The sequence below is a fragment of the Streptomyces sp. NPDC127098 genome, assembly GCF_042722465.1.
Lineage (GTDB): Bacteria > Actinomycetota > Actinomycetes > Streptomycetales > Streptomycetaceae > Streptomyces > Streptomyces millisiae.
The window spans coordinates 41936-58458 of the sequence record NZ_JBHXFJ010000010.1; the positions used below are offsets into that span (position 1 = coordinate 41936).

At 72.4% G+C, this 16523-nt stretch carries 12 protein-coding genes and 1 tRNA gene; 6 read left to right on the forward strand and 7 right to left on the reverse strand.

The genetic code is table 11. From position 1 onward, the window contains the following. Window positions 1-193: 193 nt before the first annotated feature. From thrC to ACFWI8_RS09460, 5 genes are all read right to left on the reverse strand, one after another. On the reverse strand, window positions 194-1273 hold the full coding sequence (thrC, locus tag ACFWI8_RS09440; RefSeq protein ID WP_311597233.1) for a threonine synthase: 1080 nt from the start codon (window positions 1271-1273) through the stop codon (window positions 194-196). A 9-nt stretch (window positions 1274-1282) separates the two neighbouring features. After that, complete coding sequence (locus ACFWI8_RS09445) at window positions 1283-2575, reverse strand: homoserine dehydrogenase (protein WP_311597231.1); 1293 nt, start codon at window positions 2573-2575, stop codon at window positions 1283-1285. Window positions 2576-2667: 92 nt separating this feature from the next. Continuing rightward, window positions 2668-4059: a diaminopimelate decarboxylase gene (gene lysA / locus ACFWI8_RS09450; protein ID WP_387087673.1), complete on the reverse strand. Its 1392-nt coding sequence runs from the start codon at window positions 4057-4059 to the stop codon at window positions 2668-2670. A 21-nt stretch (window positions 4060-4080) separates the two neighbouring features. Then, window positions 4081-4812: a hypothetical protein gene (locus ACFWI8_RS09455; RefSeq protein WP_387087676.1), complete on the reverse strand. Its 732-nt coding sequence runs from the start codon at window positions 4810-4812 to the stop codon at window positions 4081-4083. Between the two features lie 29 nt (window positions 4813-4841). Next, a complete protein-coding gene (locus tag ACFWI8_RS09460; protein ID WP_387087679.1) occupies window positions 4842-5249 on the reverse strand; it encodes a response regulator in 408 nt (135 codons plus the stop codon). 136 nt (window positions 5250-5385) lie between these two features. On the opposite strand from ACFWI8_RS09460, the gene ACFWI8_RS09465 reads away from it, so the two are divergent. Beyond that, window positions 5386-5457 (forward strand) — tRNA-Arg (locus ACFWI8_RS09465). A 95-nt stretch (window positions 5458-5552) separates the two neighbouring features. Here the strand turns inward: ACFWI8_RS09465 and ACFWI8_RS09470 are convergent. Both ACFWI8_RS09470 and ACFWI8_RS09475 read right to left on the reverse strand, forming a co-directional pair. After that, the gene (locus ACFWI8_RS09470; RefSeq protein WP_387087682.1) at window positions 5553-6209 is read right to left on the reverse strand and encodes a hypothetical protein; all 657 of its coding nucleotides are present in this window, start codon (window positions 6207-6209) and stop codon (window positions 5553-5555) included. 280 nt (window positions 6210-6489) lie between these two features. Next, complete coding sequence (locus ACFWI8_RS09475) at window positions 6490-7302, reverse strand: helix-turn-helix domain-containing protein (RefSeq protein ID WP_387087685.1); 813 nt, start codon at window positions 7300-7302, stop codon at window positions 6490-6492. Between the two features lie 71 nt (window positions 7303-7373). On the opposite strand from ACFWI8_RS09475, the gene ACFWI8_RS09480 reads away from it, so the two are divergent. The 5 genes from ACFWI8_RS09480 (at window position 7374) to ACFWI8_RS09500 (ending at window position 16419) form a co-directional block, all read left to right on the forward strand. Continuing rightward, window positions 7374-8198 (forward strand): phytanoyl-CoA dioxygenase family protein, encoded by an 825-nt coding sequence (locus ACFWI8_RS09480; protein ID WP_387087688.1) that lies wholly within the window; start codon window positions 7374-7376, stop codon window positions 8196-8198. Then, window positions 8195-8506, forward strand: coding sequence for a hypothetical protein (locus ACFWI8_RS09485; RefSeq protein ID WP_387087691.1), 312 nt, complete (start codon window positions 8195-8197; stop codon window positions 8504-8506). Before ACFWI8_RS09480 ends, ACFWI8_RS09485 begins: the two co-directional genes overlap by 4 nt. Before the next feature lie 163 nt (window positions 8507-8669). Then, a complete protein-coding gene (locus tag ACFWI8_RS09490) occupies window positions 8670-11600 on the forward strand; it encodes a glycoside hydrolase family 2 TIM barrel-domain containing protein (RefSeq protein WP_387087694.1) in 2931 nt (976 codons plus the stop codon). A 498-nt stretch (window positions 11601-12098) separates the two neighbouring features. Then, on the forward strand, window positions 12099-13823 hold the full coding sequence (locus ACFWI8_RS09495; RefSeq protein ID WP_387087697.1) for a cellulase family glycosylhydrolase: 1725 nt from the start codon (window positions 12099-12101) through the stop codon (window positions 13821-13823). Window positions 13824-14028: 205 nt separating this feature from the next. Beyond that, a complete protein-coding gene (locus tag ACFWI8_RS09500; protein WP_387087700.1) occupies window positions 14029-16419 on the forward strand; it encodes a WD40/YVTN/BNR-like repeat-containing protein in 2391 nt (796 codons plus the stop codon). The last annotated feature ends 104 nt before the right edge of the window (window positions 16420-16523 follow it).

The window sequence follows — 16523 nt, forward strand, 5'->3', positions numbered from 1 at the left end:
GAGATGTGCGGCATGTCCCCCTCCCCGCACCGCGCCGGTGGACGGAACTGACTGTCCGGGGCGCTGACGTCTGGCGCGAGTGGTGCCCCACTGCGGAGGACGAATACCAGCCTATCGAAGGAAGGTTCAGACGCGATACAGGGCGGCGTGGTGTCGCCGCTCACCCCGCCGCCCTCCCACGGTCGGTCGCGCGTCAGGCCAGGCCGAGTCGGGCGGCCGCCGCGTCCGCGTCGACCGGCACGGTGACCGGCCGGGGCGCGCCCGCGACTGCCCAGTCCGGGTCCTTCAGGCCGTTGCCCGTGACCGTGCAGACGATGCGCTGGCCGGGGTCGACCAGGCCCTGCTCGGCCGCCTTCAGCAGCCCGGCGACGGACGCCGCGGACGCCGGCTCGACGAACACCCCCTCGCCGGCGGCCAACAGCCGGTAGGCGGCGAGGATCTGACGGTCCGTCACCTCGTCGATGAGGCCGCCCGACTCGTCCCGCGCGCGCTCCGCGAGCTCCCAGGAGGCCGGGTTGCCGATGCGGATGGCGGTGGCGATCGTCGACGGGTCCTTCACCGGCTCGCCGCGCACGATCGGGGCCGCGCCCGAGGCCTGGTAGCCCCACATGCGCGGGGTGCGAGTGGCGGGGCCGTCCGCCGCGTACTCGCGGTAACCCTTCCAGTACGCACTGATGTTGCCCGCGTTGCCGACCGGCAGCACATGGATGTCGGGCGCGTCGCCCAGCATGTCGACGATCTCGAACGCGGCCGTCTTCTGGCCCTCGATGCGCACCGGGTTCACCGAATTGACCAGCGCCACCGGGTACTTCTCCGACAGGCCGCGGGCCAGCGTCAGGCAGTCGTCGAAGTTGCCGTCCACCTGGAGGATCCGGGAGCCGTGCACCAGCGCCTGGCCCATCTTGCCGAGCGCGATCTTGCCCTGCGGGACCAGCACCGCGCAGACCATGCCGGCGCGCACCGCGTAGGCGGCGGCGGAGGCGGAGGTGTTGCCCGTGGAGGCGCAGATGACGGCCTGCGCGCCCTCCTCCTTGGCCTTGGAGATGGCCATGGTCATGCCGCGGTCCTTGAAGGATCCGGTGGGGTTGGCGCCCTCGACCTTGAGGTGCACCTCGCAGCCGACCCGCTCGGAGACCTGCTGGGCGTGCACCAGCGGGGTGCCGCCCTCGCGCAGCGACACCACGGGCGTCGCGTCGGTCACCGGCAGCCGGTCGCGGTACTCCTCGATCACGCCGCGCCACTGACGGCTGGTGCTGGTGGTGATGCTGCTCATGCGGTGGTCCTACTCCCCTTCGACGCGCATGATGCTCGCGACGCCATGCACGGTGTCCAGTCTGCGCAGCGCCTCGACGGTCCCGCTCAGCGCGGCGTCGGGCGCCCGGTGGGTGACGACGACGAGCTGCGCCTCGCCGTCCTTGCCGGTCTGACGGACGGTGTCGATCGACACCCCGTGGTCCGCGAAGACCGTGGCGCACTGGGCCAGCACACCCGGCTTGTCAACGACGTCGAGGCTGATGTGGTAGCGGGTGACCACCTCGCCCATCGGGCTGACCGGCAGCCGCGCGTACGCCGACTCGCCGGGCCCACGGCCGCCGGTGAGCTTGTTGCGGCAGGCCGCGACCAGGTCGCCGAGCACCGCCGAGGCCGTGGGCGCGCCGCCGGCGCCAGGACCGTAGAACATCAGCTGCCCGGCCGCGTCCGCCTCGACGAAGACCGCGTTGTACGCCTCCCGCACGGAGGCCAGCGGGTGGGCGAGCGGGATCATCGCCGGATGCACCCGCGCCGTCACCGAGCGTCCGTCCTCGGCGCGCTCGCAGATCGCGAGCAGCTTGACGGTGCAGCCCATCTTGCGGGCGCTGGCGATGTCGGCCGCGGTGACCTCGGTGATCCCCTCGCGGTGCACGTCGTCCAGGCGGACCCGGGTGTGGAAGGCGATACCGGCGAGGATCGCGGCCTTGGCGGCGGCGTCGAAGCCCTCGACGTCCGCCGTCGGGTCGGCCTCCGCGTAGCCGAGCGCGGTGGCCTCCTCCAGCGCCTCGCCGTAGCCGGCGCCGCTGGACTCCATGCGGTCCAGGATGAAGTTGGTGGTGCCGTTGACGATGCCGAGGACCCGGTTGACCTTGTCGCCGGCCAGCGACTCGCGCAACGGCCGCAGCAGCGGGATCGCGCCCGCCACCGCGGCCTCGAAGTAGAGGTCGGCGCCGTGTTTCTCGGCGGCCGCGTGCAGCGCGGCGCCGTCCTGGGCGAGCAGCGCCTTGTTGGCGGTGACGACGCTCGCGCCGGCCTCGAACGCGGCATCGATCAGGCTCCTGGCCGGCTCGATGCCGCCGATCAGCTCCACCACCACGTCGATGTCGCCGCGCCCGACGAGGCCCGCGGCGTCCGTGGTGACGAGGTGCGGGGCGACCCCGCCACGCGCCTTCGACGGGCGGCGCACGGCCACCCCGGCCAGCTCGACGGGGGCGCCGATGCGGGCGGCGAGGTCGTCGGCGTGCGTCGTCATCAGGCGGGCCACCTGGGAGCCGACGACTCCACATCCGAGCAGCGCCACCTTCAACGGCCGAGTACGCACCATCCGACCTCGCCTTTCAGCTCACGTGTCGTTTCCAGTCTCACGCACCCGCGAAAGATCCCCGCACCGCGGTTCACTATGCGGACTACTTCTCCTCAGCCGACGTCGAGTCGCAGGAGATCCTCCTCGGTCTCCCGCCGCACGATCGTCCTGGCCCGGCCGTCGGCCACCGCGACCACGGGCGGGCGCGGGGTGTGGTTGTAGTTGCTGGCCATGGAGCGGCAGTAGGCGCCGGTGGCCGGCACCGCGAGCAGGTCGCCGGGGGCGGTGTCGGCCGGCAGGTAGGCGTCGCGGACCACGATGTCGCCGCTCTCGCAGTGCTTGCCGACCACCCGCGCCAGCATCGGGGGCGCCGTGGACGCGCGGGAGGCCAGCGCCACCGCGTACTCGGCGTCGTAGAGCGCCGTCCTGATGTTGTCCGACATGCCGCCGTCCACGCTCACGTAGGTGCGCAGCCCGGGCAGCGGCTTGATCGTCCCCACCTCGTAGAGCGTGAACGCCGTCGGGCCCACGATCGCCCGCCCCGGCTCCACCGAGATCCGCGGCATGGCGAGGCCCGCCACCTCGCACTCCCGGCCGACGATCTCGCGCAGCGCCTTGGCGATCTCCGCCGGGCCCTGCGGGTCGTCGTCCGAGGTGTAGGCGATGCCGAGCCCGCCGCCGAGGTCGATCTCCGGGAGCTCCACGCCGTGCTCGTCCCTGATCCTGGCCAGCAGCCCGACGACGCGTCGCGCCGACACCTCGAACCCCGACATGTCGAAGATCTGCGAACCGATGTGCGAGTGCAGCCCGAGCAGCTCCAGGCTGTCCTCGGCCAGGGCCCGGCGCACCGCCTCGGCCGCCGTCCCGCCGGCCAGCGACAGGCCGAACTTCTGGTCCTCGTGCGCGGTGGCGATGAACTCGTGGGTGTGCGCCTCGACGCCGACCGTCACCCGGATCTGCACGCCCTGCACCACGCCGGCCGCCCGCGCGGCCGCCGCCACCCGCTCGATCTCCTCGAACGAGTCGACCACGATCCGCCCGACCCCGGCCCCGACCGCGCGCTCGATCTCGACCACCGACTTGTTGTTGCCGTGGAACGCGATCCGCGCCGCCGGCATCCCGCCGGCCAGCGCCGTGCTCAGTTCCCCGCCCGAGCAGACGTCCAGGTTGAGCCCCTCCTCCGTCAGCCAGCGCACCACGGCGCGGGACAGAAAGGCCTTACCGGCGTAGAAGACGTCCGCGTCGGCGCCGAACGCCTCCCGCCAGGCCCGACACCTGGCCCGGAAGTCGGCCTCGTCCAGGAAGTACGCCGGCGTGCCGAACTCCTCGGCCAGCGCCTTCACCCCCACGCCCGCGACCGTGACCTGCCCCTCCCGGTCACGTTCCACGGTCCGCGCCCAGACCTTCTCGTCGAGCGCGTTGAGGTCGGCGGGCGGCGCCGAGTAGTGACCCTCGGGCAGTACGTCGCCGTGCCTGGGTCCTGCCGGGTGGGCGGAACGACTCATGGGACTCTCTTCTCACACTTCTCACACGTGTTCGGGTGCACTGACGCCCAGCTGGGTCAGGCCGTCGACCAGCACCACCCCGGCGGCCTGGGCGAGGGCCAGCCGGGCCCGGTGGACGGCCGAGGGTTTCTCGTCCCCCCACGGCAGCGCCCGCCGCATCGCCTCGCTCCCCCCGAACGCGTCCGCGACGCGCACCAGCGACCGCGCCACCCGTGTGGGCTCCCCGCGCCACGGGTGCTCCCCCAGCGCCCCCACCAGCGCGTCCTCCCCCGGCACGCGCCCCGGCTCGGGCGCAAGACCTATCCGGGCCGCCTCCCTGACGAGCGCGCACGCCCGGGACTGGGCATACCGCACCCGGAACAGCGGATTCCGCTCCCGCTGCGTCAGCAACTCCCCGCCACCTGCCACGGCGGCCCACCGCTCGACATCCCGTCGCGGATCCTCGGCCACCGCCACCGCGCGCGGCCGCCGCACGATCTCCTCGACCAGCGCCGCCTCGCCGCCCTCCGCGAGCCGCACCCCGAGGAACCCGCCCCCGGAGACCTCCACGGCCCGCACCCCGGGCACGTCCAGCAACGCCTCCCGCAGCCGCCCCACGACCTCCCCGGCCGACCGCCCGGCCCGCTGGGCCACCTGGAGCGCCACCCCGGTCGTCCAGACCCCGCCCCGCCAGCGCAGCGCGACCCTGGCCTCCCCCACGCCGAACTCGCGCGCGGCGTCACGCAGCGCACCGGCAATCACATCGGGGGTCACGGAGCCAGCGTACGAGAACCGCTCCCCCGCTACGCGAGCCGTTTTGCCAGCTGGACAGCCTCCCGCCGCCGCTCCTCACACAGCCGGCGCACCAGGATCACCAACTCGGCCGGCTCGAACGGCTTCGCCACCACCGCGTCGACCCCCTCCGGCAGCCGCCGCCCACCACCGACGCTGGCGCTGACCACCACCAACGGGATGTCCCACGTCACCGGATCGAGCCGCAACCGGCCCACGGTCCCCAACCCGTCGAGCCGCGGCATCACGACGTCCAGCGTGATCACGTCGGGCCGGAAGAGCCGCACGACCTCCAGACACTCGGCGCCGTCGGACGCGGTCATGACCTCGAACCCGTCGAGCTCGAGATTGACCCTGATCAACTGCCGGACGACCTTGCTGTCGTCGACGACGAGAACCCGCCCTGAAGCGCCTGGCACACAGCCAGAGTAAGCGCGTACCACCCTCCCCGTCCGGCCTTTCCCCAACTTCTACCCGGGAGTAGCCCCTCCCGCACCCACGTACGGAAACCGCGGTGCGGACCCCCCTCCCCGAGCTGGTACTGTTCTTCCCGTCGCCCCCGTAGCTCAGGGGATAGAGCAACGGCCTCCGGAGCCGTGTGCGCAGGTTCGAATCCTGCCGGGGGCACCTCGCACGAGGTGCCAACAAGCCCCGCGACCAGCCTGTTTGGTTGGTGCGGGGCTTCGCTGTGTGCGCGGGTGGCGCCGGGAGCGGGAGGCGGCTCAGTTGGCGTACACGACGGCACAGACCAGAACAGTCTCGTCCTCGACGGACCAGGACGCATAGCTGGTCTGGTCATTCTGCGTGCGAGCGCACTCACCCGGTGTGTGGTTCGCCGGGGCGGCGTAGACACCGGTGACGCTGTATATCTGGCTGTACGGCTCGGGCACGCTGCTGTTGTCGCAATCCACCCAGCTCATGAGGTTGGCGCCACCGTCCGGCACGCCGAGGAAGCACTGCCCGACCTCGAACCTTCGGCTGACGCACAGCGCCACCGTCTCGCCCTCGTCGCTCGTGTACGACAGGTGGCTCCGTCCCGCGTCCGACGGGCAACTGCCGGTCGTGTCCGAAACGTACGACACCCAGAGCGCCGCGCCATCGGCGCCACAGGCGACGACCTCGGGCACCTCGGTGGACCAACTACTCTCCCCGGTCATCCAGTTGTGGAGGCAGTCGCCCGCGTCGACCTCCTGGTACGCCTCAAGCGTCGGATCCGGCGTCGGAGTCCACTGGACGCCGCTGTTGTCGCCGTTCGACTCCGACGTCCCTGTCGAGCCGTCGCCCGAGCCGTCATCTGGCGTGCCTCCCGTGTCGGCGCCGCCCGTCGCGGAGAGGTCCGTGCCCCTCCGGGCCGGGCGACGGGGAATTCTCGGCGTCATCGCTGAGCGCCCGCCGCAGCTCCTCGTAGTTCTCGATTCCGAGAAAGGCCAGCAGGGCCACGACTGATGCCGCCACGCTAAGCCACAAGGAAATCCTGGAAACGCGTTCCACGTGCTGCCCCCCCACCCCCCCGGCAGCGGGCATTCACGCCCCCCTCAAGCCTCCACGGCAGAGTGCCAGTCGCTTCTTCCGGGCCGCAAGAGCAATGCCACTCGGTCACGATGTCCTGCCGCCGACCGCCGAGCGGGGTGTTCGCGCCGCGGTCCGGGTGGGTGCCGGTCACCGCGGGCGGGCCGGTGGAGGGCTCGCGGTGGGGCCGCCGCCGTGGCGGACGGTGCGGGGGGAGGCGCCGAGTTCGCGGCGGCAGGCCTTGTTGAACGCCTGGAGGTCGGGGATGCCGACCTGGGTGGCGATCGCGGAGATGGAGAGGGTGGATTCGCGCAGCAGGTGGCGGGCGCGGGCGATGCGGCGCTGGCGGATGTAGGCGATGACGGTGGTGCCGGTGTGGGCGCGGAAGAGGCGGGTGAGGTGGTTGTGGGAGACCCCGGCGGCGCGGGCGATGCCGGGGACGGTGAGGGGGTCGGCGAGGTGGGCCTCGATGTGGGCGAGCGCGGTGTTGACGGCGGCGTGCTGCCCGTCGCGGCGCCCCTGTGGGCCGGGCGGGGTGAGGTGGGCGACGCGCCACAGGGTGGCCCAGATCTCGGCCGCGGCCCGGACGGGGGTGCTGGGCCAGGCGGCGAGGGCCTGGTGCAGCTGGGCGGAGAGCACGGGCAGTTCGGGGCCGGTGTCCTGCATGACCGGCACCGTGTGGAGCCGGCCGGTGGTGGGCAGCGACAGGTGGGCGTACAGGTGCTGGGAGCGGCCCCGGTAGCGGTAGCGGACGGTGGTGGCCGGGGGCACGAGGCTGACGCGGCCGGGGCGGATGGCGTGGTGGGTGCCGTCGACGGTCAGGTCGGCGGCGTACTGGTAGAGGTGTAGTTGCCACAGGTCGGGCAGGCGGAAGACGTCGGTGTCACTGGCGAGGCCGTGGACCGCGATGCCGACGCTTGTCACGACGGGCGGCTCGTCCAGGCACACCACGGCCTCCAGCACGGTGAGAAACTACCAGTAGTGGGTGAACGGGGCCCACGCGCGGGACGTGAGACGCGCCTAGCGTGCTGCGCATGATGAGAACGACAATCACGGATCATCTGCTCACCTCGGTGCAGATGGCGCGTTTCGTGGCGCACGGGTCGTTGCGGCTGGACGCGGTGGTGCCGGCGGAGCTGAACGCCGAGGCGCTGGACGTGCTGCCGGTCGGCATCCCGTCGGTGCCGTACGGCACGCCGGTGAACGAGGCTTATCCCGAGGGGTCCTTCGTCCGACGGCTCATCGAACTGCCCTCTGTGGCGGGCGCGTTGCGCAGCCTCGTCGGTCCTGACCCGAACATCGACCACCACGCGGTGCACGTCCGGGAGCCGCGCGAGGGCCAGGCGCAGCCGCTGCACGCGGACGCGATCATCGACGTCCGGCCGGACGCGTTCGACGTGCAGCTCATGTACTACCCGGCCGAGGTGACGCTGGAGATGGGCGGCACGCTCAGCGTTCCCGGCAGCCACCTGCGGCGGACCAACGAGAGCGACACCGGCCGGTACCAGAACCTCCGCGGCCAGAGCCGACTGGTCTGCCCGGCCGGCACCGTGGTGTTCCTGCACCACGGCCTGTGGCACGGCGGCCGGCGCAACGACAGCGACACCCCGCGCTACATGTTCAAGATCCGCTTCAACCCGACCGTGCCGCAGCGGCTGCTGTGGGACACCTCGGACCTGGCGGATCCGCGGGTGGCGGCGGAACTGGACGCCCACTTCCCCTGGTACGAGCAGGCGACCGGGCGCCTCGAGCGCTACAACCGCGTCCTGCTCTGGCGGGCCCTGACCGGCGACGCGGACTTCGACCTCGAACACTGGGTCACCCGCGTCTCCAACCGGCCGCGGACGGCCGCCGCATGAGCGCCGCGAGCCCCGTCCCCGATCCGGCCGTCCGCCAGCAGGTGCTGGTGCTGTACCTGTCGACGTCCGCGCTGGACTCCGATGTCCTCGGCTGGGCACGCTACGACGGCACCGGCCGCACGTCCCCGACCACGGGTGACAGCGAGGAGCCGCCGTACGCCACGGGCGTGGCCGCCCTGCGCGACGGCTGGCGCCTCTTCCAGGCCGCCCAGCTCATCCCGCCCTACCCGGGCCACGAGTACGACGTGTCCTTCCTCAAGCACGAGTTCTTCTTCGAGAAGCTCGTGGATCTCCGCGACGACCGGTAGCGATCGGCCGATCGGCACCGCCGAACCGCCGGGAGCCGTCCCCGCCGGTCCCGCCCGGGCCGCGGTCGCGCCTGCCCCTGGCGACTCGGCGGTGCCCGACAGCTCAGACAGGACCAGCGGCGCGTGGCCACGAGGGGCGCGCCGCGCGACATCGAGGAGACGCATGGACTTCCGGCTCGCGGACGACCGGCTTCCCTACTACGAGGACCGCTCCCCCGGCAGCGGCACGCTCCCCGCCCGCGCCTGGTACGCCGGCTCCGACGCCGCGCGGCTGTCGTTGAACGGCTCCTGGGCGTTCCGGCTCTCGGACACGGCCGAGGGCGCCGACACCCGGTTCGTGGCGGACGACGCCGACACGGCCGGCTGGGACCGGGTGACCGTGCCCGGCCACTGGGTGCTCCAGGGCCACGGGGCACCGGCGTACACCAACAGCGACTACCCCTTCCCCGTCGACCCGCCGCGGGTGCCGACCGAGAACCCCACCGGGGACCACCGGCGCGTCTTCGACCTGCCCGACGACTGGCCGGTGGACGGGGAGAGTGTGCTGCGCTTCGAGGGCGTGGAGTCCTGCGCCCGGGTGTGGCTCAACGGCCGGGAGCTCGGATGGTTCACCGGCTCGCGGCTGCCGCACGAGTTCGCGGTGGGGAGTCTGCTGCGGCGGCGCGGCAACGTGGTGGCGGTCCGGGTCCACCAGTGGTCGGCCGGCAGCTACCTGGAGGACCAGGACATGTGGTGGCTGCCCGGCATCTTCCGCGACGTGACGTTGCACCACCGGCCGGCCGGTTCGCCGGCCGACTTCTTCGTGCACGCGGCGTACGACCACACCACGGGCCTGGGCACCCTGCGGGTCGACTGCGACGTCCCAGGGCGCGTCATCGTGCCGGAACTCGGCCTGGATCTCGGGACCGGTGAGGAGGTCAGCGTAGCCGTCGAGCCCTGGAGCGCGGAGGTGCCCAGGCTGTACGACGGGGAGTTGGCGACCTCGGGCGAGCGCGTCCCGCTGCGGATCGGGTTCCGCACCGTCGGGGTGGTGGACGGCCTGTTCAGGGCCAACGGCCGGCGGATCCTCTTCCGTGGCGTCAACCGCCACGAGTTCCACCCCGAGACCGGGCGGACGCTGGATCTGGAGACGATGCGGCGCGACCTCCTGCTGATGAAGCGGCACAACATCAACGCCGTCCGCACCAGCCACTACCCGCCGCACCCGGCGTTTCTCGACCTGTGCGACGAGCTGGGTCTGTGGGTCGTCGACGAGTGCGACCTGGAGACGCACGGCTTCTGCGCGTTCCCCGGCTGGCGTGGCAACCCCGTCGCCGACGAGCGGTGGACCCCCGCCCTGCTCGACCGGGCCCGGCGCATGGTCGAACGCGACAAGAACCACCCCTCCGTGGTGGTGTGGTCCCTCGGCAACGAGTGCTCGGCCGGGCAGGGGCTGTCGGAGATGGCGGCCTGGATCCGCGAGCGCGACCCCTCCCGGGCCGTCCACTACGAGAACGACCCCTCCTACCGCGACAGCGACTTCTACTCCCGGATGTATGTCCCGCACCACGAGGTGGAGGCCATCGGCCGCCGCGAGGAGCCGCCGCTTGACGACCCCGAGTCGGACGCCCGTCGGCGTTCGCTGCCCCTGCTGCTCGTGGAGTACGCGCACGCCATGGGCAACAGCCCGGGCGGACTCGCCGACTACCAGCACCTGTTCGAGACCTACGAGCGCTGCCAGGGCGGCTTCGTGTGGGAGTGGATCGACCACGGCCTGCCCAGGCGCACCCCGGACGGGCGCCCCTACTTCGCCTACGGCGGCGACTTCGGTGAGGAACTCCACGACGGCAACTTCGTCTGCGACGGCCTGCTCTTCCCCGACCGCAGCCCCTCCCCCGGCCTCGTCGAGTACAAGAAGGTCATCGAGCCGGTCCACATCACCGGGGACACCACCGCCGGCGAGATCACGGTCACCAACGGCCACGACTTCGCCGACACCTCCCATCTCGCCTTCACCTGGACCTACGAGGTCGAGGGCGAGGCGGTGGCCAGCGGCACGCTGACCGTCCCGCCGCTCGCCCCCGGCGCCTCCGCCGACGTCAAACTGCCGGCCCCACCCGGCGGCGACCTGGTGGGCGAGGCCGTGTGGACCATCGGCGCCGAGCTCGCCGCCGACACCCCGTGGGCCGCACGCGGCCACGAGGTGGCCTGGGCCCAGCTCACCGCCGTGCCCCGACGCCTCCCCGAGCCGCCCGCCGCCCGCGCCGCCCCGCGCCGCGAGGCCGGCGCCCTGCGTCTCGGCCCGGCCGTGTTCGACGCCGCGACCGGCACGCTCACCGCGCTCGGCGGCCTCACCCTCCGCCAGGGCCCGCGCCTCGACGTGTGGCGGGCCACGACCGACAACGACCGGGGCGCCCCCTGGCTCGCGGAGGAGCCCCTGGGCACGACGTGGCGGAGGATCGGCCTCCACCGGATGCGGCACCGCGTCGACGCGGTCGACGTCGACGAGGAGAGCCTGACGGTCCGCACCCGGGTCGCCCCGGCCGCCACCGACCTCGGCCTGTACGCCGACTACCGCTGGACGGCTGGCGACGGCGAGCTGCTGCTCGAGGTCGCCGTCACGCCCGACGGGGAGTGGCCCTGCCCGCTGCCTCGCCTTGGCCTGCTGCTCGGCCTGCCGGCGGAGTACGACCGCGCCGCCTGGTACGGCGGCGGCCGGGGAGAGGCGTACCCCGACTCCTGCGCCGCCTCCCGTCTCGGCCGCTACGCCATGTCCGTCGACGACCTACAGACCCCCTATGTCCGCCCCCAGGAGAACGGCGCCCGCTCCGACGTCCGTTGGGCCGAACTCCGCGACGCCGCCGGCGAAGGGGTGCGTGTCACCGCCCTGACCGACTCGTTCTGGTTCACCGCCCGCCGCTGGACCAGCCATCAGCTGGACGCCGCCGAGCACACCACGGACCTCGTTCCCGGCGACACCGTCTGGGTCAACGTCGACGACGCCCAGCAGGGCCTCGGCTCCGAGCCCTGGGACGACGGCCCGCTCCCGCAGTACCAGCTCACGGTGGCGCCGACGGAGTTCCGCCTCGCGTTCACCGCGCTGAGCCGGCGCTGAGGCACCGCCCACGCCCACCCGGGCGTGGGTGTCGAAGCGCTTCGATGATCGAAGCTGGCCATGCCTCCGTCAAGGCTTCTACGCCAACAACCCGACACGCCCGCCGCCTTCCGTTGGCCTTGTCGCCGACTGCTCCCCGTCGAAGTTCTGCCGCAGGGCTTGTGCGACCCGCCGAGGGCTCCTAACCTCAGCCAACGTTGAAGCGCTTCGACCTTGCATCACACGTATGACGAATCGCGCGACGAGGCAGAGCCGCGAGGGGCGCTGACGCCATGCCGACCCCACACCCCGGACCGAGCCGGAGAAAGTTCCCCCACCCCCAACGCGATCGCCGCCAGCGCGATCGCCCCGTGTCCGATCGCCTCCGCCGCGGCCGGTCGCATGCCGCCGCCCACCGCCGCCGGGCACGCCGAGGCGCCGCCCGGGGGCGGTCGTTCCTCGTCAACCTCGCTGGGGCACGAGCCGCCCTGACCCCCACCCCCGTAGAAAGGGACGACGGTGAAGCAACGAAGGCACAGTCTCCTGGCCACCCTCGTGGTGGCCCTGCTCGGCCTGTCGGCCATCCCGGCCACCGCGCTGGCCACCGCCCCGGGCGGGGCCCAGGCGGCCGAGCGAGAGCGTTCACCCCGGGTATCCACCGCGGAGGAGACGGTCGCGGCCATGCAGCCGGGCTGGAACGTGGGCAACACCCTGGACGCCATCCCCGACGAGACGTCGTGGGGGAATCCGCGGATCACCCGCGAACTGCTCGCCGCCATCCACGACCAGGGCTTCAACAGCCTCCGGCTGCCCGTGACCTGGACCGACCACCAGGGCGGGGCCCCGGACTACCCGATCGACCCGGCCTGGCTCGACCGGGTCGAGGAGGTCGTGGACATGGCCCTGGACGAGGGCCTGTACGTGCTGCTGAACACCCACCACGACTCGTGGCAGTGGATCCTGGACATGCCGACCCAGCACGACGCGGTGCTTGACCGCTACACCGCGACCTGGACCCAGATCGCCGAACGCTTCCGCGACGCGCCCCCCGAGCTGCTGCTGGAGAGCGTCAACGAGCCGCAGTTCCGGGGCAGCACGGGTGAGGCCCAGGAGTTCGAGCTGCTGGACGAGCTCAACACCACCTTCCACACCATCGTCCGCGGCACCGGCGGCAACAACGCCGACCGCGTGCTCGTCCTGCCGACCCTGCACACCAACTCCGAGCAGGCCAGGCTCGACCCGCTGGTCGACACCATCGCCGCGCTGGACGACCCCAACCTCGCGGCCACCGTCCACTACTACGGCTTCTGGCCGTTCAGCACGAACATCGCCGGCTACACCCGCTTCGACGACGAGGTGCGACAGGACGTGACCGCCAACTTCGACCGCGTGTACGACACGTTCGTCTCCCAGGGCATCCCGGTCATCGTCGGCGAGTACGGGCTGCTCGGCTTCGACCGGAGCGTCGGCACCATCCAGCACGGCGAGATGCTGAAGTTCTTCGAGTACTTCGGCTCCTACGCCCGCCAGCGGCAGCTGACCACCATGTGGTGGGACAACGGCCAGCACCTCGACCGCTCCACGCTCACCTGGCGGGACCCGAGCCTGTACCGGCAGATCAGGACCAGCTGGACCACGGACTCGGCGACGGCCTCCAGCGACCAGATCTTCGTCCGCGCCGGCCAGGCCCCGGCAGACGCGACGCTCACGCTGAACCCCAACGGCAACAACCTGACCTCCGTCCGCAACGGCTCTGCGGAGCTGGTGCGCGGCCAGGACTACACCGTCAACGGCGACCAACTCACCGTCACCGCCGCGACCCTGGCACGCCTCACGGAGGGCCGGGGGCACGGCGTCAACGCGACGCTGTCGCTTCAGTTCGACGGCGGTGCGCCGTGGGACGTGGACGTCATCAGCTACGCCACTCCCGAGTTGGTGAACGCCTCCGGCACCACCGGCGGCCTGACCATCCCGACCGCGTTCAACGGCGACCAACTCGCCACCATGGAGGCGGTCTACGCCGGCGGCGGCAACGCGGGACCGCATGACTGGACGTCCTACAAGGAGTTCGGCGTCGCCTTCTCGCCCGACTACGGAGCGGGCCGGATCACCCTGCCCCAGGCGTTCTTCGACGCGGTCGACGACAACTCCACGGTGCGGCTCACGTTCCACTTCTGGAGCGGCGAGACCGTCACCTACACGCTGACCAGGTCGGGAACCACCGTCACCGGCACGGCCGGCTGACGACGCCGGCGCCTTCCGCCGAGCGGCCGGCCGTCGGCGGGCCCGGGCGCGGACCCGCGCCCGCGCGGCGGCCGGCCGCCATCACCCCGCGCCCTCGCGGGTCCCTTCGCCACCCCTGTTCGGCGCGCCCCCGTCTCCTCCGCGTGAGGTGCCGCCCGCCTCGGCGGCCCGCCGGACATCCATCCGTCCCTGAAAGGTGAGCGCCATGCCGAGTTCCCCTCTTCCCCCGCCCTCCTCCCCGGCCCCACGTGGTCCCGGCAGACGCGCCGTCCTCTTCTCGGCGACGGCCATCGCGGCCGCCGCCGGCGGCGTCTCTCTGGCGCCGACCGCCACCGCCCGCACCGCCAACGCCTCGGCCCGGTCCTCCGGAGGGTACGTCTTCCGCAACGCGGAGATCGTCGGCGGCGGCTTCGTCACCGGCATCGTCTTCAACCAGCGCGAGCCGGGCCTGGTCTACGCGCGCACCGACATCGGCGGCGCCTACCGGCTCGACCAGCGCACCGGACGCTGGGTTCCCCTGCTCGACTGGGTCGACTGGGAGCACTACGGCCACACCGGCGTGATCAGCGTCGCGACGGACGAGCTCGACCCCGACCGGGTGTACGCGGCCGTGGGCACGTACCCCATGCCCGACTGGGATCCGACGATGGCGGCGATCGTGCGCTCGACGGACCGGGGCCGCACCTGGCGCAGGACCATGCTGCCCTTCCGTCTCGGCGGGAACATGCCGGGCCGCGGCATCGGCGAGCGCCTGGCCGTCGATCCGCATCGCAACAGCGTCCTGTACCTCGGCGTGCGCGGCGGCAACGGCCTGTGGCGTTCGGGGGACCACGGCGAGACCTGGGCGAGGGTCGAGAGCTTCCCCAACGTGGGGAACTTCGTCCCTGACCCCAACGACACCGGCGGCCCCAACGGCGACAACCTGGGCGTGCTCCAGGTGCTGTTCGACAAGCGCGCCGGCCGGCGGGGGCGCGCGACGCGGACCCTGTACGTCACGGTGGCCGACACCGAGAACATCCTCTACCGCTCCACCGACGCGGGCCGGACCTGGGAGCGGGTGCCAGGACAGCCCACCGGCTACATCCCGCACACGGCCGTCCTCGACCACGAGAACGGCTACCTCTACCTCGCCACGAGCAACACCGCCGGTCCGTACGACGGTTCCAAGGGCGACGTGTGGAAGCTGGACACCGCCACCGACACCTGGACGCGCGTCAGCCCGGTGCCGTCCACCAGCCCCGACTGCCAGTGGGGCTACTCAGGACTGTCCATCGACCGGCAGAACCCCGACACCCTCATGGTGGCCACCCAGATCCTCTGGTACCCGGACGTCATCTTCTTCCGCTCCACCGACGGCGGCGCGAGCTGGACCCGCGCCTGGGACCTGGACGCGAACAACGAGCGCACCTTCCGCTACACCATGGACATCTCGGCCTCCCCCTGGCTGACCTGGAACGGCAACCCCACCCCACCCGAGTTCACGCCGAAGCTCGGCTGGATGACCGAGGCGCTGGCGATCGACCCCTTCAACTCCGACCACTTCATGTACGGCACGGGCGCCACCATCCACGGCTCCGACAACCTCACCGACTGGGACACCGGCGGCACCGTGCGGATCGACGTCCGCGCCCAGGGCCTGGAAGAGACCGCGGTCCTCTCCCTGATCAGCCCGCCGGCCGGCGCGCACCTGCTCTCCGGCCTCGGGGACATCGGCGGCTTCCGGCACACGGACCTCGGCCGCCCCACGCGCATGTACGACACGCCCACCTTCAGCACCACGGTCGCGCTGGACTACGCCGAGAACGTGCCCCACACGATCGTCCGGGTCGGCCACCCCACCGCTGCCTGGGCGCAGCACTTCGCCATCTCGACCGACGGCGGCGCGACCTGGACCCCCTCCGGCAGCGAACCGGCCGGCCTGACCGACCCGGGCGTCGCGGACACCGCCGTCGCGATCGCGGCGGACGGCGGCCGCGTCGTGTGGGCTCCGGCGGGCGCGCCGGTGAGCTGGAGCGCCGACGCGGGCCAGACGTGGACCGCCTGCCAGGGCGTCCCCTCCGGCGCGCTGGTGCGCGCGGACCGCGTCAACCCCGTGGTCTTCTACGCCTGTCACGCCGGCACCTTCTACCGGAGCACCGACGGCGGCGAGCACTTCACGGCGACCCCGGCGACCGGCCTGCCCGCCGAGGGCAACGTCCGGTTCAAGCCGGTCCCGGGCCACGAGGGCGACATCTGGCTGGGCGGCGGCGAGGCGGGCGGCGTCTACGGGCTGTGGCGCTCCACCGACGCCGGCGCCTCCTTCACCCGTCTGCCGGGCGTCGAGGAGGGCGACAACGTGGGCTTCGGCAGGCCGGCGCCCGGATCCTCCTATCCGGCCGTCTACGCCAGCCTCCGCATCGGCGGTGTGCGTGGCGTCTTCCGCTCCGACGACGCCGGCGCCACGTGGACCCGGATCAACGACGACCAGCACCAGTACGCCTGGACCGGCAACACCATCACCGGTGACCCACGCGTCTACGGCCGGGTCTACTTCGGCACCAACGGCCGGGGCGTCATCTACGGCGAGCCGGCCGGGCCGGCCCGACGGACCTCCTGACGGACGGACGAGAGCGGGTGAGGACGGCCGACGCCACTGCCTTCGGCCGTCCTCGATCCCGGCTGAATATTAATTCAATATTGAATAGACATGCGTCGCTGAGT

What these genes read in the sequence shown, in the direction of transcription:
- thrC (WP_311597233.1), bottom strand. Translation starts at nt 1,273, where the DNA reads ATGAGCAGCATCACCACCAGCACCAGCCGTCAGTGGCGCGGCGTGATC.
- ACFWI8_RS09445 (WP_311597231.1), bottom strand. Translation starts at nt 2,575, where the DNA reads ATGGTGCGTACTCGGCCGTTGAAGGTGGCGCTGCTCGGATGTGGAGTC.
- lysA (WP_387087673.1), bottom strand. Translation starts at nt 4,059, where the DNA reads ATGAGTCGTTCCGCCCACCCGGCAGGACCCAGGCACGGCGACGTACTG.
- ACFWI8_RS09470 (WP_387087682.1), bottom strand. Translation starts at nt 6,209, where the DNA reads ATGACGCCGAGAATTCCCCGTCGCCCGGCCCGGAGGGGCACGGACCTC.
- ACFWI8_RS09480 (WP_387087688.1), top strand. Translation starts at nt 7,374, where the DNA reads ATGATGAGAACGACAATCACGGATCATCTGCTCACCTCGGTGCAGATG.
- ACFWI8_RS09485 (WP_387087691.1), top strand. Translation starts at nt 8,195, where the DNA reads ATGAGCGCCGCGAGCCCCGTCCCCGATCCGGCCGTCCGCCAGCAGGTG.
- ACFWI8_RS09490 (WP_387087694.1), top strand. Translation starts at nt 8,670, where the DNA reads ATGGACTTCCGGCTCGCGGACGACCGGCTTCCCTACTACGAGGACCGC.
- ACFWI8_RS09500 (WP_387087700.1), top strand. Translation starts at nt 14,029, where the DNA reads ATGCCGAGTTCCCCTCTTCCCCCGCCCTCCTCCCCGGCCCCACGTGGT.